At 35.3% G+C, this 21,051-nt stretch carries 24 protein-coding genes; 9 read left to right on the forward strand and 15 right to left on the reverse strand.

Going from position 1 to position 21,051, the window contains the following annotated elements:
- The 6 genes from HM983_RS12765 to HM983_RS12790 form a co-directional block, all read left to right on the forward strand.
- Nucleotides 1-2,874, forward strand: a 2,874-nt coding sequence (locus HM983_RS12765) for a DUF7507 domain-containing protein (protein WP_179345957.1), incomplete at its 5' end; no start/stop codon positions are given.
- A 28-nt stretch (nucleotides 2,875-2,902) separates the two neighbouring features.
- Nucleotides 2,903-3,829 (forward strand): PorP/SprF family type IX secretion system membrane protein, encoded by a 927-nt coding sequence (locus HM983_RS12770; protein ID WP_179345959.1) that lies wholly within the window; start codon nucleotides 2,903-2,905, stop codon nucleotides 3,827-3,829.
- A 10-nt stretch (nucleotides 3,830-3,839) separates the two neighbouring features.
- Nucleotides 3,840-5,831, forward strand: coding sequence for an OmpA family protein (locus HM983_RS12775; RefSeq protein WP_179345961.1), 1,992 nt, complete (start codon nucleotides 3,840-3,842; stop codon nucleotides 5,829-5,831).
- A 103-nt stretch (nucleotides 5,832-5,934) separates the two neighbouring features.
- The gene (idi, locus tag HM983_RS12780; RefSeq protein WP_179345963.1) at nucleotides 5,935-6,459 is read left to right on the forward strand and encodes an isopentenyl-diphosphate Delta-isomerase; all 525 of its coding nucleotides are present in this window, start codon (nucleotides 5,935-5,937) and stop codon (nucleotides 6,457-6,459) included.
- Nucleotides 6,459-6,869: a 6-pyruvoyl trahydropterin synthase family protein gene (locus tag HM983_RS12785; RefSeq protein WP_179345965.1), complete on the forward strand. Its 411-nt coding sequence runs from the start codon at nucleotides 6,459-6,461 to the stop codon at nucleotides 6,867-6,869. The genes idi and HM983_RS12785 overlap by 1 nt, the downstream gene beginning before the upstream one ends.
- A gap of 316 nt (nucleotides 6,870-7,185) precedes the next feature.
- A complete protein-coding gene (locus HM983_RS12790) occupies nucleotides 7,186-7,452 on the forward strand; it encodes a hypothetical protein (RefSeq protein ID WP_179345967.1) in 267 nt (88 codons plus the stop codon).
- A gap of 76 nt (nucleotides 7,453-7,528) precedes the next feature.
- Here the strand turns inward: HM983_RS12790 and HM983_RS12795 are convergent, their stop codons facing one another.
- From HM983_RS12795 to HM983_RS12835, 9 genes are all read right to left on the reverse strand, one after another.
- Complete coding sequence (locus HM983_RS12795; protein WP_179345969.1) at nucleotides 7,529-8,242, reverse strand: DUF4369 domain-containing protein; 714 nt, start codon at nucleotides 8,240-8,242, stop codon at nucleotides 7,529-7,531.
- Between the two features lie 52 nt (nucleotides 8,243-8,294).
- The gene (locus tag HM983_RS12800) at nucleotides 8,295-9,560 is read right to left on the reverse strand and encodes a DUF819 family protein (RefSeq protein ID WP_179345971.1); all 1,266 of its coding nucleotides are present in this window, start codon (nucleotides 9,558-9,560) and stop codon (nucleotides 8,295-8,297) included.
- Between the two features lie 63 nt (nucleotides 9,561-9,623).
- Nucleotides 9,624-9,803, reverse strand: a complete 180-nt coding sequence (locus HM983_RS12805) for an Arc family DNA binding domain-containing protein (RefSeq protein ID WP_179345973.1) — start codon at nucleotides 9,801-9,803, stop codon at nucleotides 9,624-9,626.
- A 5-nt stretch (nucleotides 9,804-9,808) separates the two neighbouring features.
- The gene (locus HM983_RS12810; RefSeq protein WP_179345975.1) at nucleotides 9,809-10,312 is read right to left on the reverse strand and encodes a hypothetical protein; all 504 of its coding nucleotides are present in this window, start codon (nucleotides 10,310-10,312) and stop codon (nucleotides 9,809-9,811) included.
- Nucleotides 10,312-10,470, reverse strand: coding sequence for a DUF4177 domain-containing protein (locus HM983_RS12815; protein ID WP_179345977.1), 159 nt, complete (start codon nucleotides 10,468-10,470; stop codon nucleotides 10,312-10,314). Before HM983_RS12815 ends, HM983_RS12810 begins: the two co-directional genes overlap by 1 nt.
- An 8-nt stretch (nucleotides 10,471-10,478) precedes the next feature.
- A complete protein-coding gene (locus HM983_RS12820) occupies nucleotides 10,479-10,658 on the reverse strand; it encodes a hypothetical protein (RefSeq protein WP_179345979.1) in 180 nt (59 codons plus the stop codon).
- Between the two features lies 1 nt (nucleotide 10,659).
- Nucleotides 10,660-11,520, reverse strand: coding sequence for an SPFH domain-containing protein (locus tag HM983_RS12825; protein ID WP_179345981.1), 861 nt, complete (start codon nucleotides 11,518-11,520; stop codon nucleotides 10,660-10,662).
- 285 nt (nucleotides 11,521-11,805) lie between these two features.
- Nucleotides 11,806-12,732: an alpha/beta hydrolase family protein gene (locus tag HM983_RS12830; protein ID WP_179345983.1), complete on the reverse strand. Its 927-nt coding sequence runs from the start codon at nucleotides 12,730-12,732 to the stop codon at nucleotides 11,806-11,808.
- A 457-nt stretch (nucleotides 12,733-13,189) separates the two neighbouring features.
- The gene (locus HM983_RS12835) at nucleotides 13,190-13,789 is read right to left on the reverse strand and encodes an alpha-ketoglutarate-dependent dioxygenase AlkB family protein (RefSeq protein ID WP_179345985.1); all 600 of its coding nucleotides are present in this window, start codon (nucleotides 13,787-13,789) and stop codon (nucleotides 13,190-13,192) included.
- A 33-nt stretch (nucleotides 13,790-13,822) separates the two neighbouring features.
- Between HM983_RS12835 and HM983_RS12840 the strand changes: the two genes are divergently transcribed.
- Nucleotides 13,823-14,503: a M15 family metallopeptidase gene (locus tag HM983_RS12840; RefSeq protein ID WP_179345987.1), complete on the forward strand. Its 681-nt coding sequence runs from the start codon at nucleotides 13,823-13,825 to the stop codon at nucleotides 14,501-14,503.
- Here the strand turns inward: HM983_RS12840 and HM983_RS12845 are convergent.
- The 4 genes from HM983_RS12845 to HM983_RS12860 form a co-directional block, all read right to left on the reverse strand.
- A complete protein-coding gene (locus tag HM983_RS12845) occupies nucleotides 14,479-15,678 on the reverse strand; it encodes an MFS transporter (protein ID WP_218841863.1) in 1,200 nt (399 codons plus the stop codon). The genes HM983_RS12840 and HM983_RS12845 overlap by 25 nt on opposite strands.
- A gap of 13 nt (nucleotides 15,679-15,691) precedes the next feature.
- Entirely contained in the window at nucleotides 15,692-16,048 is a 357-nt protein-coding gene (locus HM983_RS12850) for a DoxX family protein (RefSeq protein WP_179345989.1), read from the reverse strand.
- Nucleotides 16,041-17,015 carry a peptidase associated/transthyretin-like domain-containing protein gene (locus HM983_RS12855; RefSeq protein WP_179345991.1) on the reverse strand — a complete coding sequence of 325 codons (975 nt, stop codon included), beginning with the start codon at nucleotides 17,013-17,015 and terminating at the stop codon, nucleotides 16,041-16,043. The genes HM983_RS12850 and HM983_RS12855 overlap by 8 nt, the downstream gene beginning before the upstream one ends.
- Nucleotides 17,016-17,117: 102 nt before the next feature.
- Nucleotides 17,118-17,462 (reverse strand): DUF6249 domain-containing protein, encoded by a 345-nt coding sequence (locus HM983_RS12860; RefSeq protein WP_179345993.1) that lies wholly within the window; start codon nucleotides 17,460-17,462, stop codon nucleotides 17,118-17,120.
- A 200-nt stretch (nucleotides 17,463-17,662) separates the two neighbouring features.
- Between HM983_RS12860 and HM983_RS12865 the strand changes: the two genes are divergently transcribed.
- Together HM983_RS12865 and HM983_RS12870 are read left to right on the forward strand one after the other, a co-directional pair.
- On the forward strand, nucleotides 17,663-18,247 hold the full coding sequence (locus HM983_RS12865) for an RNA polymerase sigma factor (protein ID WP_179345995.1): 585 nt from the start codon (nucleotides 17,663-17,665) through the stop codon (nucleotides 18,245-18,247).
- On the forward strand, nucleotides 18,234-18,644 hold the full coding sequence (locus HM983_RS12870; protein WP_179345997.1) for a hypothetical protein: 411 nt from the start codon (nucleotides 18,234-18,236) through the stop codon (nucleotides 18,642-18,644). The genes HM983_RS12865 and HM983_RS12870 overlap by 14 nt, the downstream gene beginning before the upstream one ends.
- Nucleotides 18,645-18,709: 65 nt before the next feature.
- On the opposite strand, the gene HM983_RS12875 is transcribed toward HM983_RS12870, so the two are convergent.
- Nucleotides 18,710-19,945, reverse strand: coding sequence for a DEAD/DEAH box helicase (locus tag HM983_RS12875; RefSeq protein ID WP_179345998.1), 1,236 nt, complete (start codon nucleotides 19,943-19,945; stop codon nucleotides 18,710-18,712).
- Between the two features lie 123 nt (nucleotides 19,946-20,068).
- Nucleotides 20,069-21,037 (reverse strand): 23S rRNA (adenine(1618)-N(6))-methyltransferase RlmF, encoded by a 969-nt coding sequence (gene rlmF, locus HM983_RS12880; RefSeq protein ID WP_218841864.1) that lies wholly within the window; start codon nucleotides 21,035-21,037, stop codon nucleotides 20,069-20,071.
- Between the last annotated feature and the right edge of the window lie 14 nt (nucleotides 21,038-21,051).

Genomic DNA, 21,051 nt, shown 5'->3' on the forward strand with positions numbered 1-21,051 from the left:
AGTATAGAGATCCTCAAGAGCGTATCGAGCGTGACACCTGGAGGTGGAGCGGGCTTGGTCGACGATGTGGTCAACTACAGCTTTACGGTAACGAACACGGGCAATGTAACCTTGACAGGCATATCGGTCAACGACCCGGTAGTGGGTACGGTAAGCTGTGTGGCGACGAGCCTTGCACCAGGTGCGAGCACGACCTGTACGGCAAGTTATACGGTACTACAGAGTGATGTTGATGCCGGAGGAATAGAGAACACGGCGGACGTTACGGCGAGCTCACCGGGCAACACGGATGACGTCACGGACGTATCTGATACAGGAACGGAGGCCGACGGTACCACTGTAGCGGACCCTTCCAACGAGGAGACGGACGACCTTGACGATGTCAACGGTGACAACAACGATGCCGATCCAACGAACGACGTAACACCATTCGAGATAATACAAAATCCAATGATAAGCATCACTAAGACGAGCAATCTGGACTTAGGAGCTGACGGCGTTGTTAGTGTTGGAGATATTATCACTTACGACTACATGGTAGCGAATACTGGTGACGTTACGGTTTTCAACGTAATAGTTACAGAAGATGCAGCGGACTTTACTGGAACAGGCGCTTTGCCGACACCAACCTATGTAAGTGGCGGCACCGACGAGGACGGAGACACCGAAGTAGATGACCTTGCGGTTGCACCACAAAGCCCTATCTTTTACACTTCGACTTATGCAATTACTCAAGCGGACATCGATGCTGGTACAGTGACAAACCAAGCAATGGCTGATGGTACGGACCCTCAGGGAGGTAGCGTTACAGACGACAGTGATGACCCGAACAATCCTGCTGACAATGATAATAACGGAGATGGAGATCCGGACGATCCGACAGTTACTGTAATACCACAGAATCCAATGATCAGCATTACTAAAACGAGCAACTTGGACGTAGGGGCTGACGGCGTCGTTAGCGTTGGAGATATCATTACTTACGACTATACGGTAACGAATACTGGTGATGTGACTGTGTTCAATGTAACGGTTACTGAGGATGCATCGGACTTTACAGGAACAGGTGCTTTGCCGACACCGACCTATGTAAGTGGCGGCACCGACGAGGACGGAGACACCGAAGTAGATGACCTTGCGGTTGCACCACAAAGCCCTATCTTTTACACTTCGACTTATGCAATTACTCAAGCGGACATCGATGCTGGTACAGTGACAAACCAAGCAATGGCTGATGGTACGGACCCTCAGGGAGGTAGCGTTACAGACGACAGTGATGACCCGAACAATCCTGCTGACAATGATAATAACGGAGATGGAGATCCGGACGATCCGACTGATACCGTGATTGTTCAAAATCCATCAATTGAAGTTGTAAAGACTGTTACAATTACAAATGATATTGTACCTACCGGTCCAAGCTTAGATGATGAAATAACATATACTATTTTAGTTACTAATACAGGTAATGTGACTTTAGATAATGTCATGTTGGTAGACACATTTGTTGATGCCAATGGAAACACTTTAACTTTATTCTCTGGTCCAACATTTGTCAGTGGAGATTTAGGAAGTACTGAAGGAAATTTATTGGTTGGTGAAATAGCTACATATACAGCTACTTATATTATTGAACAGAATGCTATCGATTCTGGTGGATTTAATAATAGTGTAGTTGCGAGTGGCGATGGTCCGGATGACAGAACTGTGAATGATACAAGTGATGATGGAGATGATACGGATGGTAATACTGAAGACGATCCAACAGAAACAATTATTAATCCAAATCCAAGTATTAGTTTGTTGAAATCTGCATTGCCATTAGTTGATTCTAATAATGATGGGATAGCTGGTGGTATTGATGATATTATTTCCTATGAATTTACCGTTGAGAATACAGGAAATGTTACATTAACGGATATAGTTGTGCAGGATGCTTTACCAAATTTAAATTTAATGGGTGGACCAATTGCACAATTAATTCCTGGAGAAGTCGATGATACTACTTATACAGCTACATATCAAATTACTCAAAATGATATTGATGCTGGAAGCGTAATCAATTCAGCAACTGTCAATGGAGAAGCACCAGCTGGTGATTTGAATGACCCGAATGATGATGTGAATGATACAAGTGACGACCCTAATAATCCAAATGATGTTGATAATGATGGTGATGGTGATCCGGATGATCCGACTATAACTCAAGTCAATGCATTTTTTGATATTGAAGTAATTAAAACTGTAGATGAATTAAGGCCTGTAGTTGGTGATAATGTTACATTTACAATAGAAGTAGCAAATATTGGTAATGTAACTGCAACCAATATTGTCATTAATGAGCAAATACCAAGTGGGTTTACATTTGTTCCACCACCAGCCTTAACTGCTGGAACATATTCTGAAGTCAATGGTGAATGGATTATTGCTCAACTGAATCCAGATCAAGTCGAAATATTGGAACTAACAGTAGAGGTTTTAGGTATCGGTGATTACACCAATACGGCATCGGTACAAAGTGCAATTGGCGGTGTTGATGTAAATATTGGTAATGATTCTGATAGTGTTACTGTAGATCCTATTTGTTTAACCATCTATAACGAGTTCTCACCAGATGGAAATGGAGTGAATGAAACATTCACAATAGATTGTTTAGAAAGATTTCCAGATAATAAGTTAGAAGTTTATAATCGATGGGGTAATATAGTCTATTCTAAAAGAGGATATCAAAATGATTGGGACGGTACTTCTAACGGTAGAGCTGTAATTAACGATTCAGATAAATTGCCAGTAGGCACATATTACTACGTTCTTGATCTTGGAGATGGCTCAGAACCAAGAGTTGGATGGTTATATATAAATAGAAAAAACTAAGAAACACTGAATTATAAAATATATTAAAATGATACATAAATCATCAATAATAAAAGGATTAGTAGTTTTAGTATTTACACTATGCAGTGCTAATAGTTTTGCACAACAAGATCCACAATATACACACTATATGTACAACACGTTAAGTGTTAATCCAGCCTATGCAGGTCAAAGAGAAACTCTTAGTGTGGTTGGTGTACATAGATCTCAGTGGGTCGGAATCGATGGTGCACCTCAAACTCAATCTTTGGGTATTCATGCTCCTTTACGGAACGAAAGAATTGGTATAGGACTAAATATTGTTAGTGATGCATTAGGCCCAGCCAGAGAGTCGTTTGTCGATGCAAATTTTTCATACACTATTCCTTTAAACGAAAACGATTTGAAGCTTTCATTTGGAGTAAAAGGTGGGTTTCATATGCTAGATACGGATTGGAGCAAAGGAAGATTTCAAGATCCTGATGCAGCTTTTCAAGATAATATAAATCTTATTTCGCCAACTGTCGGAGCAGGTTTGTACATGCACACAAGAAAGTGGTATTTGGGTCTAGCCATTCCTAATTTTTTGGAAACCGAACATTATGATGATTTCCAAGAATCTGTAGCTACTGAGCGCATGCACTTTTATGCAATTGGTGGTTATGTTTTTAATCTTAGTAAAACTACAGAATTAAAACCTGCTTTTTTAATCAAAGGTGTGTCTGGTGCTCCGATCATTGCAGATATTTCTGCTAACTTGTTGTTTAAAAAACAATTGACTTTGGGATTAGCTTACAGGTGGGACGATTCTGTAAGTGGCCTTGTAGGTTTTCAAGTAACACCTGGAACGTACATTGGCTATGGTTACGATTTAACAACAACAGGTCTAAACAATTATAATAGTGGCACGCATGAGCTTATTTTGCGATTCGAGATTAAACGACTAGGTAGAATTTTATCTCCGCGATTCTTCTAAACATATGATTATGAAAAAAACATTTAGATATTTAATTATTACAAGTATTGCTTTCTTTTCGGTAGCAATTTATGCCCAAAAGGGTAAAATACAAAGTGTACAGGATGACTATAGGGATTTCGCCTACGTAAAGACGAGTGAGGTTTTGCTCGAAGTAGCTAATAAAGGCTATAGATCGGTAGACTTACTTCAGAAATTGGCCAATTCTTTCTATTTTCAAAATAAAATGGAAGAAGCTGCCAAATGGTATGGAGAGCTTATGGCTTTAAATGAAGTTATAGACCCTGAATATTATTTTAGATATGCGATGGCGCTCAAGGGATCAAAAAATTATGATGCTTCCAATGAATGGATGAAAAAATTCAACGACTTAAAACCGGATGATTTACGTGGAAGAGCTTTCATGTCTAAGGTAGATTATAAGTCTGATATTGAAGCCGTAAGCAGGGACGATATTCAGCCGAATAATTTAGAATTCAATACAGAATACTCCGATTTTGGAACGTCTCCAACTGTAGATGGTAATGGAATTGTTTTCGCATCGTCGCGTGGAGGTGGTCGTAAATACAGATGGAACGAACAACCATATTTAGATTTATTCACTGTTAAAAAATCAGTAGAAGGAAATTACGGAGAAGTTTCTGAGATTGGAGGAGACGTCAATACAAAGTATCACGAGTCTAGTGTGGCATATTCTCCAGATGGAATGTATATGTACTTTACTAGAAATAATTATTACAACTTAAGATATAAGGAAGATGATACTGGCATAAATAGACTTCAACTTTATAGAGCCACAAGAAGTGAGGATGGAGATTGGGAAAATATTCAATCTATCCATTTTAATGGTGAAGATTACAGCGTTGCCCATCCAACAATTACGCTAGACGGTAAGAAGCTTTATTTTGCTTCAGATATGCCAGGCACCTATGGCATGTCCGATATTTTTGTTGTCGATATTAATGAAGATGGTACGCTTGGTGAACCAGAAAACCTAGGGACTTCCATTAATACTGAGGGTCAAGAAACATTTCCTTTTGTAAATACTAGTGGTGATCTTTATTATTCATCTGGTGGTTTTCCTGGATTGGGAGGGTTAGATGTTTTTGTATCAAGAGAACTAGACCAAAATTATAGAAACAGTTCGCCAAATAATTTCAATTTTACTATTCAAAATGTTGGAAAACCTGTAAATAGCGCTGCGGATGATTTTGGTTATTACGAAAATGTTGTGACCAAGGAGGTTTATTTTAGTTCCAATAGAGAAGGAGGAAAAGGGAGTGATGATATTTATTCTTTCATTGAACCCGAATGCACTCAATTGGTCACAGGTACTGTTAAAGATAAAGACTCTTTTGAATTAATACCTGGAGCTGTCGTTGTTTTATATAATGAAACCGGAGAAGAACTAGAGCGTAAAACGGTTGGACAAGAAGCAACATTTGAGTTCGATTTAGAGTGTGATAAAGAGTACTTAATAAGAGGGGAGAAAGAAACTTATATTTCAGATGAAAAACGATTTACAACCCCAAGTAAAAAACAAGATTTAGAGATCGAGTTGTTGTTAGACAAAGATGAGCAGCAAGTAAATCCATGTGATGACTTAGCGAAGATTCTTGATATACCGATCATATATTTTGATTTTGATAAGTCCAACATTAGATACGATGCCGAAATTGAATTGCAAAAAGTCATAGCGGTACTCAATCAGTACCCAACAATGACCATTGATATTCGTAGTCATACAGATTGCAGAGGTACAGATATCTATAACGAGAAACTATCAGATAGAAGAGCGCAGTCTACTCGTAATTATCTAATTAAAAATGATATTACGGACGACCGTTTAACAGCCAAAGGTTATGGAGAATATAGATTAGTTAATGATTGTGGATGTGAACAAACTGATACCTCTAGCTGTTCTGAAGAAGAGCATCAAGAAAACAGAAGAAGCGAATTTATAATTACAAGTTTTAAAGGCGAAAAATGTCCTGAAAACTAGCTGATAATATAGTACCGTTCTAAATAGCCGTTTATTTTTTAAACGGCTATTTTTTTGTTAAATCCTTTATACTTTTACGGTTTAAGATAGTAATTTAGCATTTATGACAGAAGAACTAGTCATCCTAGTAGATGAAAACGATAATCAACTTGGCTTAATGCCAAAAATGGAAGCACATGAAAAAGCGTTGTTGCATCGTGCATTTTCCGTGTTTGTATTTAATGAAAAAAATGAGCTAATGCTACAGCAGCGTGCATTAGAAAAGTATCATTCACCTGGTTTGTGGACCAATACGTGTTGTAGTCACCAACGAGACGGTGAGAGTAATTTAGATGCAGGAAAACGCAGATTACAAGAAGAGATGGGTTTTGTAACTGAACTTAAAGAAACAACCTCATTTATATACAAAGCACCTTTTGACAATGGCCTGACTGAACATGAATACGACCATATAATGATTGGCTATTTCAATGAAGAACCCAATATCAATCCAGAGGAAGTAGGCGATTGGAAATGGATGTCTTTAGAAGCTGTAAAGACCGATATGGTTTCAAATCCAGAAATCTACACAGCTTGGTTCAAAATTATTTTCGAGAAATTTTACGAATATATTAATATCACTAAATAATGAAAGTTACAGTTCATAGAAAAGCACATTTTAATGCAGCACATCGTCTTTATAGAAAAGATTGGAGTTTTGAGAAAAATGAAGCTGTTTTTGGACTGTGCAATAATCCCAATTTTCATGGCCATAATTATGAATTGATTGCAAGTGTGACTGGCGATATTGATCCAGAAACAGGTTATGTGATTGACGTAAAAATTTTAAAAGACATCATTAAATCTGAAGTTGAAGATGCCTTTGACCATAAAAATTTGAATGTTGAAGTTGCAGAATTTAAAGAACTCAATCCAACAGCAGAGAATATAGCAGTAATCATATACAATAAAATAAAACCCAAATTAGATTCTAAATTTCATTTGGAAATCACTCTTTACGAAACACCACGTAATTTTGTGACTTATTCTGGAGAATAAGTTGTGTAGGTGAAAGCAATTAAATAAGTTTTGTCCCAGATGATCTTTCTATCATTTACAATGGTAATCATAAACAAAGCAAATAAGTTAGATTACTTTGTTAATTAAGTGCGCTTTGATGGATTTGTGTTGGTGAAAATTAAAACAACTTCGGATACCGTTTAAGGAGAAAAAATTTCAACTCCGGTATCAACAAAATAATTTACTTTAAATGCTAAAATTTCTATAAGGTCATATTAATATTTTCAACAATAATTAAATAAAGAATTACCGTTTAGATTTAGTACTTTTGCCACGATTTAAAAAAATAACAATCATGGCAAATAAAAGAGATTTAAAAAAGGATATCAACTTTGTTCTTGGAGATATTATTGAGGCAGTTTACATTTGGGAATTGTCTAATACACAAAAACCTACCAAAGAAAGTGAAGCGATAATTGAAGAGGCTATTGCAACGTTCGATGAGCTAATTGCACGTGTTAATGATCGCAATGTAGAAGACAAAAAAGCACATTTTAAAGCTATAAATAATGATCTTGAAACCAAAGGAAGAGAACTGGTAGCTAAGATTAATAAGCTCTAAGAATAAAAAATTTAGATTAAAAAAAACTTCAGTTATTAAAAAACTGAAGTTTTTTTTGTGATCTTATTTAAGTAATTTATTCTTCGACAGAAGCACGTGTATCAATAACTTCTTTCAGTTTTTTACCGTAAAAAGAATTTTTGATATTTTCATTAAGATTGTTGTAAACCGAATCGATATAAACAGGGTTAGCACTCGGAATTTCATAAAGTGCCAAATACGGTGCAACCTCACTGTCCTTATTGGTCATTGCAAATTGTATAGTGTAAGAATATTTTCTCTTTAATAATCGTTGTGATTGAGTTGAAAGTGAATCCGACAAAAGAGTGTCTTTCTGTTTCTGTGCTAAAAAATTTTGCTCTATTAAATCTAAATTTTGATTGTTGAATCTAGACATCACCTTCAAATAAGATTCTAATAGTTCTTGCTGCTCAGAACCATTGATTTCAGCATCAAAATTAAAATTCTTCAGCGTCGTATTTATTTCTGTCGTTCCTTTATCTGCAAAAAACGGAATATAATGCTCCTCACCATCGTTCTTAAATAATTTAAGGTAAAATAAAATTGGTTCGTCGATCGTGGTAGTTAAAGTAAATTCAGGTTCACCCGAAATAACCATAGAATCAAGATCAATTATAGTAGAATCACCATCCCTTTGAAGATAAACTATTCCTTTTTTTAGCCCTTTAACTTTTCCTTTCAGTTTAAAATTTGAATCTGAATCTTTTCCGCATGAAATAGTGAGTACTAATAAAAGGATTATGCTTAGGGCTTTATAAATTCTGGTCATTTTTTGCTTTAGTTTTTAGGTGCGCAAATATCTTATAATTGTTTTTAAAATGCTAACCTGCTGCGGCAATTTTCATAAGTTCCGCACATAAAATTGCACCATAAGTTCCGACGACATATCCAAAAACCGCGAGCAATGCACCAACAGTTGCTAGTGATGGGTGAAAAGCCGCAGCTACAACAGGTGCAGATGCTGCGCCACCAACATTTGCTTGGCTGCCAACAGCCAAAAAGAAATAAGGTGCTTTAATAAGTTTGGCAACTAAAATTAATAATACTGCGTGTATGGCCATCCATACTAATCCAATTAAAATGAGGCCTGGATTTTCAAAAATCTTACCTAAATCCATTTTCATACCTATTGTAGCGACTAAAATATATATAAATACGCTGCCTATTTTACTTGCGCCTGCCCCTTCGTAGTTTTTAGCTTTTGTAAACGAAAGAAGTACTCCAATTAATGTAGCAATAGAGATTAACCAAAAGAAACCACTACCAAAGGATGAAAGTGCACTTCTAGTATCGCTAACTGCTTCAAAATTATTTTTTAGAAATACAGAAATATGATCCGCCCCAAAATGTGCAATACCTACGGCACCAAAAGCGAGGGCTAAAATCACAATAAAATCTGTCGTAGTAGGTATTTTGGTAATTTTATCACTAAAAGCCTGCACTTTGTTCTGAAGCTCATCAATAGCAGTGTTATCTGCCTTAAGCCAATTGTCTATTTTTTTTCGTTTACCGATACCAAGAAGAATAATTGCCATCCAAATATTGGCCACAACGATATCCACCAAAACCATGCCTCCATATAATTCTTGGTTGAATTCATAAATTTCTAACATTGCGGCTTGGTTAGCTCCACCACCGATCCAGCTTCCTGCAAGTGTAGCAAGTCCTCTCCAAGTGGCATCAAAACCTGCGCCACCAACTGTTTCTGGAGAAAAACTTGAAATCAATAAAATAGCAATTGGTCCACCGATAATAATACCAATGGTTCCTGTAAAAAACATGACCAAGGCCTTCCAGCCTAAATTAAAGATGGCTTTTAAGTCAATACTTAAAGTCAATAATACTAGTGATGCAGGTAATAAATAACGACTGGCAATAAAATATGTCTGAGAAATCTCATCTGATATTAAACCAACGGAATTAAATATAGCAGGAATTAAATAACACATTAAAAGTCCCGGAACTATACGGTAGAATTTAGGCCAAAAACCTGATTTTTTCGATTCGGTAAAAAAGACGAATCCCAAAGCAATCATTAATAATCCGAACACTATGGCATCATTGGTAAATACAGGTTGGTTTTCCATTTCAGTTTAATTTTGAAACGCAAAATACAAAAATTAGTAACTAAAAAAAGTGACCAATCATGATCACTTTTTGTTATCGGGTTTTTGCTTTTCTTTTGGAAGCCTGTTGTGCTCTTTAAGATATTTCATAAGCATCCATTCAATCTGGCCATTAGTGCTGCGAAACTCATCCGCAGCCCATTTTTCCACAGCCTTCAACATGTCTTCATTGATTCTTAATGCAAATGCTTTTTTCTTTGACATCTGTTTTAATTATTAATTTTTGCTTGATAAGTGTTTAAAACGCTTTCTGCTTCGGCTTTCTGTTGAGTACCAATCAAAAGCTTTTTACCATTTTTCAACTTGAGTTGTATCCCAATATCACCTGATACATTGATGGCTTTTCCTTTTGATTTGTTCCACAGTATACCACCCCTTATTCCCCAGCCACCGTATTCTCCAATAGGATCATAATTTCTGACATGGGCTTCTTTGATATCTGCCCATGAGATGACTTTATATTTTAAATGAAAAGGAAAGAATTGATAATGAACACCTTTCTCATCAATTCTAGTATTTAACTTGAATAAAAATATAATACTTGAAGCCAACAACACAACCAGTAAAATAATAGTGAGTTCTAATACCGAAAAGCTATTGGGATTTTTAAAATAGGTACCCAAAACAATACCAACTGGTACCAACATACTGATTAAAATCAGCATGATGAGCCATAATTGAGTAAATCGCTGTTCTTCTTTAAAGATTCTCATTATCTGTTTTTATCACGTTCAAATATCACCATTGAAGAATTTGGTACAATATGTTTCACGATCCATCCTTCTCTGGCATATTGATTCAAAAAATCTTCATATTTTTGATGTCTATTCGTAAGGCCTAATTTTGGCATTTCTACTTTATATTCTTTCATGATTTTTCTTATTCTTTAGTATTTTCTTTAAAAATTGCTAATGCAATTACGACTCCGATGCAAAGACCAATAATAGAGCCGTAAACCACACCCATGGCTACATTGCCAACTACAGCTCCAATAGTGATACCAATACTAGTACCAAGACTACTGCCCAAACTAATGCTCAATATTTGGTTTTTATTCATTTTAATGATTTAAAGTTCCTGCATTAACTACTGGTGAGGCATCTCTGTCACCGCATAGAACAACCATTAAATTACTAACCATAGCAGCTTTTCGTTCTTCGTCTAAAACCACAACGTCTTTTTTGTTCAGTTGCTCAATGGCCATTTCTACCATACTTACTGCCCCTTCTACAATTTTATGTCTAGCTGCAACAATCGCAGTAGCTTGTTGTCTCTTAAGCATGGCGTTGGCGATTTCATTTGCATAAGCGAGATAACCAATTCGCGCCTCTAAAACTTCAATACCTGCAATAGTAAGACGTTCGTCAATCTCCTTTTCAAGGGCTTCGCTTACTTCGTTAACACTAGATCTTAGTGTAATATCTTCATCTACTCCTTCGTCCGCGAAATTATCATATGGATACATACTCGCTAATTTTCTAACTGCAGCATCGGTTTGTACGCGAACAAAGTTTTCATAATTATCGACATCAAATGCAGCTTTATAGGTATTTTCTACGCGCCAAACCAAAATGGTGCTTATCATTACTGGGTTGCCGAGTTTATCATTCACCTTTAGACGCTCACTATCAAAGTTACTCGCTCTTAATGAGATTTTCTTTTTGGTGTAAAATGGGTTCACCCAATAAAAACCGTTTCTTTTTACAGTACCTACGTACTTTCCAAACAATAGCAATACGCGAGATCCGTTTGGTTGTACCATTAAAAATCCGAAAGCCAGTACCAAAGCGGTAACAATTCCAAAGGCTGACCATCCGGTCTTAGTGATTGGAATAAGCGCAATGCTTCCGAAGAATAATATTAAAAACAGAAATAGCATTAAATAGCCATTTGCGGGTACAATGAGTTTTTCTTCTTTCATGGTTGATACATTTAATTGATTAGTATTAATTTAATATTAATATGATATCATAAAGATATGATTTAATTTATTAGTGTGCAAATCAAAAGTTTTGTTACAGTTTGAAGAAAAAATCTTTAGAATAAAGTTTGGCATACCATTTGTAATATACTAATCGTAATGAATAATACGATAGTTACCACGTTGTAACAACTACAAAATCGTAGCATTACATTTTGGTTGGTTAGTTAGTTAAAGCATCCCGTGGTTGGGATGCTTTTTTTTGAATAAATGAGAAAGTATTTTCTAATTCTTAATAAATTCAGAAATTGAAGAAATAAGCTCTGGCGAAATAGCTCTTTGCGATTCGTTGTAGGATTTTGAGTTTTCCAAATCGTCCCCTTTTATTTCGAAGAGCACATGATTCATATTTTCTATAATTTTGAGTGCAGCGTTTTCGTGTGCTGACTTGAGCATTTCTGCTTCATTAACGGATACCTGAAGATCTTTGGTGCCATTAATAATGAGTATAGGCATAGTTAAATCCTTAATGATTTCTGTAGGATTGTGCGACATCCAGTTAATCATAAAGGGTTGAATATCTTCTCTAAATAAGGAAATTAAAGCTGGTGGAAAATCAGAAGTGGTTTTTCCAGTTTTTAATATGCCAACGACCCGTTTAGCTTCTTCACCAAGTTGTGGCGCCATATTGGTGACCTGCTCAACAATGACATCTCCTATGTTTTGGCCTGCACCTGCTAGTGAGATGAATCCGTCTGCCTGTTTTTTTGCGGCTAGCATGCCAACCAAACTACCTTGACTATGTCCTATGACATATATCTTATTATAATCGTCTTTAGATTTAAAAAATTCAATAACATCTGTTGCGTCGGTGACAAAATCATTAAACATTATATTCTCATCGACATTACCGGTTTTAATTTGTTTAACGATACGCTTGTCATATCTAAACGTGGCGATATTATTATTAGTTAAGCCTTCGGCTAATTTTTTAAGCGAATTGTTTTTAAGGAAATTTTGATTACCATTTCTATCAGTTGGTCCAGATCCAGCTATGATTATCGCTAAATCAGGTTTTACAGTATTTAGTGGTTTGAGCAACGTGCCGTCGATCCATTTAGTTATGGTTAACTCTTTTTCTTCAAAGTTTTTGTTTTGAGAAAATACAATTGAAAAGCTAACGAATGAAATAAGAAATAAGAGCTTTTTCATATAAAATGGATTTTAGAGGTATAAAGTTAATTGATATTCAATCTTATTTTCATATTTGAAACATAAATAATGATAAATTATTATTCAAATTGAATGAAAAACAAAAATTTTTAAACTGCATTTCATCGACGAAATACATGTTTTCAACTTAAAATGTTAAATTTAATTGTATTTCATCGATTAAAATAGTTTTTAGACGTTGAAAATGAAAATCAATTATATATTTGACTTGTACTAAAATTTAGTTTTTAGTTCAATGGATTAATTAATTAATATTTGCATTATGTTGTTGACTTAGAAACCCTGAATCTACTTACATAATAAAAAAAGCAAATTAAGAAAAGCCGAGATTGAGGGATCTCGGCTTTTTGATTTCTATAGCTTCGACTTTGCTCAGCCACCGTCAATTTTAATTGGTTATTTTAACTTAACTAATTACATTCTTGGCATTACATTTTTAAATCAATTTTCTAAAAGTCAAGTTTATTCTGGGTTCTATATTTTGTTTTGTCTTAGCAATCTGATGTACCCAGTAGTGTTGCATTTCACCCTTCATAATCAAGAGACTTCCGTGATTTAAATTCAGTTTGTGACGTTGTTCTTTTAAAGTTTTATGCTTAAAATGAAATGGTCTCTTTTCACCAAAACTTACCGAAGCAATTACGGGATTTTTACCCAATTCTTTTTCATTATCTGCGTGCCAGCCGTTGCTATCGTTGCCGTCTCTGTACAAATTCAACAAAACGGTGTTGAATTCTGAATTGCTTATTCTTTCAACCTTATTTTTAATGACTTTAAGTTCTTTAGTAAACGGCTCGGGATGCATCACGATATTAGAGTAGCTATAGGCTTGATCACCTTCTCCAAAAAGTGCTGTTAGGCGAGGTTGTTTATAGGTTTTACCAAAAACTTTTATATCATCCTGTTGCCAGCTTGTTTTAGATTTTAATGTTTCGAAATAATTGTTGGCCTCTGCTTCTGAGAAAAAATCAGGAACGTAAATAAGTTCAGCATTTGGAAGCTCGATTGATTGTTTGTCGCCTGAAAACAAGTTCATAGTTTATTTTTTCTCTAAATTAGCATTAAGATTATGAACATCAAAACCAACATATTTCTTATTTGTATAGTGCTGATACATTTTGGCTTTCAGTCCAAAAATGAATTACCGGATGGATTTGTTTATGCACAAGATGTAATTAAGGATTTGGATGTGGAACTGCGCTATTACTCAGACCATAATTTTGTTGGTGATACCATTGACGGTTACAAAGCCAACCGTCTTATTATTACCAAGCCAGCAGCTGAAAAACTGAAATTAGTTCATGAAGAATTACAGCTTCAGAATTTATGCTTAAAGGTTTATGATGGTTACAGACCACAAAGAGCCGTCAATCACTTTATCCGTTGGGCGCGCGATTTAAATGATACGATAAACAAATCAGAGTTTTATCCTGAAGTGAACAAACGAAACTTGTTCAAGGCTGGCTACATTGCTTCAAAATCGGGTCATAGTAGAGGTAGTACATTAGACTTGACCATCACCGATGGTGAGACTGGTGAGCCATTGGATATGGGAAGTCCTTATGATTTTTTTGGTGAGAAATCCTGGGTGAATTACGAAGGCATTTCAAATGAACAAAAAGCCAACCGAGAATTGCTGCAAACCGTAATGTTGAAACATAACTTTAGAAACTATCCGAAAGAATGGTGGCATTTTACCTTACGTTGGGAACCTTTCCCAAATACTTATTTTGATTTTGTGGTGGAATGATTCAATCTCAATCCTAATAACCCTAAAACGGGTCCAATTGCTAAAATCAAAAATGCAAAAGCCACATTATGGTTAGGGCTAAAGATTGTGTTGAGTAATTGTATGCTAATTATAGTAATAGCAAAACCAATACAATTAACGATGGTTAGAGCAGTGCCTTTGGATTCTGGTTGAGCACTATGAGCTACCATGGTCGAAAACAATGGCGAATCTGCAATTACTGCCATTCCCCAAATAAGCAAAAATATTATGAAAATCTGCTGGTAGCCAAGTATAAAAAACAATGGTGACAGCACACAGCACATGCCAGAAATACCAATAGATAGAGAGGCTATCTTTTTAGTGCCATATTTATTTGATAATAATCCACCCAACACACAGCCCATGGCTCCAACGGCAATCACCAAAAACGAAATGAAATAAATATTGATTTGGGTTTGATGAAATTCAGAAAAACCCAAAAGAAAAACAGGCAAAAACGTCCAGAACGCATACAGCTCCCACATATGGCCAAAATATCCAAACGCTGCAGATCTGAGTGAGCTATTTTTAAAAACTTTTATGATTTTAGTAGCGTCAAATTTTTTAGCTAATTTTTGGTAAGGTCCGTTGCTTACAAACAAAATGAGTATGCCACCAATTACTGACATCATAGAGGTAGCGTAAATAACAGTTTCCCATTGTAGGGTATAATCAAATGATTTGATGAGATGGGGAAATGATTTTCCCAGTACCAAAGCGCCAACCAATAAACTGAGGGATTTTCCTAGGCCTTTTTTATAATGGTCGGCGGCAATTTTCATACCAACAGGATAAATGCCAGCCAATGTAAAACCAGTAAAGAACCGAAAGCTCAAAATGGTAGACATTGTATTGTCATTATATAGTAGGCCAAAATTAAAAACAGCTCCAATAGTGGCGCAAACAAAGAATATTTTTGAAGGTGAAAATCGATCACTCAAAGTAAGTACTGCAAATACAAAAGTGCCCAAAATAAAACCGAATTGCACCGCAGAACTAATATCGCCGAGAGATTGGTCACTTAGATTATAAGCAATTTTAAGTTCGTCAACGATAGAATTGCCAGCAAACCATGTTGATGTGCAACAGAATTGTGAAAAAATAATAATAGGTAGAACCCAATTACTTCTTTGAGTAATGTTATTGGTTTTCAATTTGTAAGCATTTTTAATTCAAATACATCCAGGCCCAATACATCAAACCAAATTGAAGTGGAATCCGTAGAATCAAAATCCATTTTGGGATGCCTGCAGAAGCTTTTTCATTAGACAACATGTAAAAATGTACCAATAAAAATACTATTAACATGGCGATGATACCATAAATAGCAAACGGTTTTGTTGCAGGAATGCATAATCCTATTCCTAAAACTATTTCTGCCAAACCACTCAATAAAACTAATGCTTTAGGGTAAGGTAAATACCTTGGCATTATCCGTAAGTACATTTTCGGTTTGATAAAATGCATTAAACCAGCGAAAATATAAATACCAGCCATGATGTAAAGTCCTAAGGGTTCAATCATCTTTGTATATTTTATACTTAATACCGATACCGTAATTGTAAAGACCCTTATCTAAGAGACTGGACTTAAATCCGTTGCCAGTATCAAATTTCACCCAGTTATTACCATTGATGAATACACGTTTAACAAACGTTTTTTTCGTTTCTATTTCGTCCGTGAACGGGAGAAGTGGTCTAAAATTTGTTGGAATTTTTACCACACCGTTTTTAGATTTTATCTCTTTGTATTTTTTGTTGGGTAATAGTTTTCCGGCTTTATCAGTGTAGCCCAAAACCTGAAGCGACACAAAGAAACCTCCCTTTGGTATGTAGATATTATTATCTTCAACATTGAGTTCGTAAACATCACCATCTTTTTCGGTAGCTCTAAAAACAATAGTTTTATAGGTAAGTGTTTTACTCGGTAGACCGTTTTCTGTATTATAGAATTTAACTTTAAACAGGGTGGAAAACTCTTTTTTTTCGGCATTTTTTCGTTTTCTTTTTTTCCAATCTTTGGATTCCAAAGCAATGGGAAATAAAACCGAAGTTAGTTTTTGATCGTTTGATGATTCTTTCGGAAAATATACTGCAATTTCAGATTCTATAGTTGGTAACCAAGAGCTGTAGTAGTCATCGTCTAGATAGGGCTTTATTTCTTCGGTATTATATTTTCTATCACGTTTAACACCAACCACCACTTCGTCCAGTTCATCAGCTTGTGGCTGCAGGTAAAGCTGTTTTGGCAGATTTGCTGTAGCAACATTCAAATCCTTATAGCCCAATGCCGAAATAAATAAAGAATCAATATCTGGATACAGCTTTTTCGAAAAATAAAACTGACCTTCATCATCGGCAAAAAGACCGTTGCCGTTGCCAAACGATACGGTAGCGTAGCTTACAGGGTATTTTGTGATACTGTCAGAAACAGTAATTTGCGCGACGCAAATATTACAAAGCAATAAGAATAAAAATAGGACTTTGGACATCTTTTAATTTAAGATTTTAAAGATACGTTATTTGAACGCATAAAAAAACGCTTCATTATTGAAGCGTCTTTTCGTTTTTAATTGATTGATTGATGTTTGTAATTAGTCATCCAGGGCTTTTTTAGTTTGGGAATACCCAACATATAAGCCCAGGCCAGCCATTAAGAATATCATCGCAGGATAAACGGCATTCTCATCAAGACTAGTGTATGTGTCTAATATATTTGCTACAAAAACACCCAATCCAATACCCATTAAAAGAAAAGCCAAATTAATGACTACAACTTTCCATGAGGAACCTGAGCGCTTGCCAATATTAAAAATACTAGCATCAGCACCTTTTTCGATTAATGCTAAACGTTCTTTGTTTCGAGTGGAAAAATATAAGTATACGATTCCAAAAATTGCAGCAAAAAGACTAAGTGGTATTAAAATTTCTTCGTTCATGATATTTGTTTTTTAATTGATTAATTTTAAGTGTTAGGTAGAATTGGTCACAATATGTTTCGGTGCACTTCAAAATAAATTGCTGACTCAATTCATACCTTATGACGATTCGTTTTGAGTTTAGGTTACAAGAATTTTAAAATATTTATTTTGTCTAATTAATGTAACCTTGTTGTGTATGTTGTCGTCTTAAATATTGAATGACCACCAACGAAGAAAATAAACTAATTGACGCTATCACTAATGGCGAGACTAAAGCTTATGCTCAATTAGTTGAGCAATACAAGAATTTGGTCTTTAGTTTGGCGTTAAGAATGTTGAAGTGTAGAGAAGAAGCAGAAGAGGTGGCACAGGATACGTTTATTAAGGTTTTTAAATCGTTAGATAAGTTTAAGGGCGATTCTAAATTTTCGACTTGGATTTATAGAATTACCTACAATACGTGTTTGGACAACATAAAAAAGAACAAAAAGCATTTGAATAACGTCACTATAGATGAATATACTTTTGATAAGTTAGATGTTATAGACAATGCTTTGGAACACATGATAAACCAAGAAAAAAGCGAACTGATAAAACAATGCATTAATCAACTGCCAGAAGAATGCAGCGCTATTTTGACCTTATTTTATTTTGAAGAATTATCTTTAGATGAAATATCCACAATTATAAATGTTGAAGCTAACACAGCAAAAGTGAAGCTTTTTAGAGCGCGAAAGAAACTGGCCGTTATTTTAGAGCAATATTTGCTACCACAAAATAAAATGAACTATGAAAGAGGATGATAAAAGATTAGAAGAACTGATGGGCAAATTAATGTCTGCAGATAGTTTAGATCAGGCACCAGTTGACTTTACAAATAAAGTAATGTCAAAAATTGAAAGCTTATCTGAAACAAAAAAAATCGTTTACCAACCATTAATACCAAAATATGTGTGGTGGCTTATGGCAGCTACCTTTGTAAGTTTAATTGTCTATATGCGTTTAAGCGCACCAAATAACAATACAAGTTTATTAGAGCGCTATAATTTACCTGACTTTTCTTTCAACCTTTTAGAAGGACTATCGTTAGATTTTTCTAATACATTAATATATGCGGTAGTATTGTTCGCCATTATGTTATGCATTCAAATTCCACTTTTAAAGCAGTATTTTAATAACCGTCTGTCGATTCAGGCGTAAATATTTACTCTGTTTTAAGTACAAAGATGATTTGAAAATTAACAAGCCATATCTAATAAACTAATTCAATACCACCGTTTTTTCTTCTTCTTAGAAGCTATACTTTTTCTGCCTTTTTTGTATTTGCTGCCTTTCTTTTTGTGAACAATAGGTTTTGCTTTTGGATCTAATGGATACGGATGTTCATTTTCAACAGGAATCTGAACATTAATATACTCCTCAATCGTCTTTACATAGCTCTTTTCGTCAGCCGAGCACATGGCATAAGATTTACCAATGTTTCCAGCTCTACCAGTTCTACCAATTCTGTGCACGTACGTTTCCGCCACGTTGGGCATATCAAAATTAAATACGTTGTCCAGTTCGTCAATGTCTATACCACGCGCTGCGACATCGGTTGCGATGAGCACATTCACATAGCCGTTTTTAAATTTATTTAAAGCTGTTTGACGATCACTTTGGTTCTTATCTCCGTGAATGGTATCAACCTTGTAGCCATTTTTAAGAAGTGTCTGCTCTAATTTGTTCACGCCAAATTTGGTACGTCGAAATATGAGCACGTTCCCTTTTATGGTATTTCTCATTAAATGCAAACAGAGTTCTATTTTATTTCGTTTTGGCACGTAATACAATACTTGACTAATGTCCTTTGCAACGGAATGTGTTGGTGTCACATCAATCCGCTCGGGATCTTTTAAAATAGTTTTAGCCAATTCCTCAATTTTATAAGGAATTGTAGCAGAAAACAACAAAGTTTGTTTGTTTTCTGGGCAGAGTCGCTCAATTTTTTTAACATCATCTATAAAACCCATGGCTAGCATTAAATCTGCTTCGTCCAAAACAAAGTTTTCAACATAGTCCAAGTTAACGTAATCTTGTTTGTGCAAGTCGAGCAAACGTCCAGGTGTAGCCACTAAAATGTCAATACCTTTTTTCAAAACATCAATTTGAGGCTCAATGGAAGCTCCGCCAAAAACTACTAAAGAGCGTAAATTGGTAAACTGAGCATAAGTTTTAAAATTCTGCTGTATCTGAATTGCAAGTTCACGAGTTGGACTTATAATCAATGCCTTTATTTTCTTCCCTTTTTTTGGTGCATCTTGTCTGTCGAACAACTGCTGTAAAATAGGTAATGCAAAAGCGGCTGTTTTACCCGTTCCTGTTTGTGCAGAAACAATTACATCCTTTTTTTCTAAAACTAGCGGAATTGCTTTTTGCTGTACTAAAGTGGGTTCTGTATAACCAGAAGCTTCGGTAGCTTTCAATAATGGTTTTATGAGTTTTAGGTCTTTAAATGACATATTTTTTCAGTTTATAACATCTGTCATTCCTGCGAAGGCAGGAATCTATATTAAAAATTAATAAAGTGGATTCCTGCCTTCGCAGGAATGACAAAAAGTGTAATGCAAATGTAGAACAATATTCTACCAACGTTTATTAACCCAGTCTTTTTGTTCCTGATCAGATAAAAATGTCCAAGTTATAAAGCGACTGATCTTATGACCTTGTCCCATTTCAATTGTCTTAAAACTTTCAACATTTACTTTCTTCAAAATTTTGAAGAGCGGTTTAAGGTTGGATTCTTTAGAGATTAAACTCGTAAACCAAAAACATTGTTTTCCGAAATTTCGGCTCTCGTAAATCATGTCTTTTACAAACCGGAATTCGCCACCTTTAGTCCATAACTCGTTATGCTGTCCACCAAAATTCAATACAGGTTTAAGATTGGATTTACCTCTAAGATTTTTATTTTTTCTAGCACTTGCTTTTTGCGCTTCATCAAGCGAAGCATGAAATGGCGGATTACAAATAGTGAAATCAAATTGGTCCTTGGGTTGAATTATGCCTTTTAAAATTGAATTAGGCTGTTCCTGAAGTTTAATTTCAATATTAGATTTTAGATTTGTATTATTTTCTACTATTGTTTTGGCCGAAGCTACAGCAGTTTCATCCGTGTCGCTACCCACAAAAGACCAGCTATACTCATGATTACCAATAATAGGGTAAATGCAATTAGCACCAACGCCAATATCAAGACCTTTAATTCTTGATCCTTTTGGGATTTCGGTTTTGCCAAAGTGTTGTGCGCTTTCGTGTAACAAGTCAGCTATATTATGAATATAATCTGCACGTCCCGGAATTGGTGGACACAAGTAATGCTGAGGTAAATCCCAAAATTCTAAATTGTAATGATGGACTAAAAGTGCTTTGTTCAGTGCTTTTACGGCTTCAGGATCAAAAAAATTGATAGAATCGTCACCGTAGTCATTAGGTGCGACAAAGGCTGCCAATTTTGGAGAACTCTTTATTAATTCATCAAAATTATAGCGTTCTCTGTGGCGACTTCTGGGATGAAGCTGTGATTTTATTTTGGGATGTTCTTTTTTCTGCAAAACGAAATTAATTT

Origin of the sequence: Winogradskyella ursingii (assembly GCF_013403975.1) — a bacterium.
Classification (GTDB): domain Bacteria; phylum Bacteroidota; class Bacteroidia; order Flavobacteriales; family Flavobacteriaceae; genus Winogradskyella; species Winogradskyella ursingii.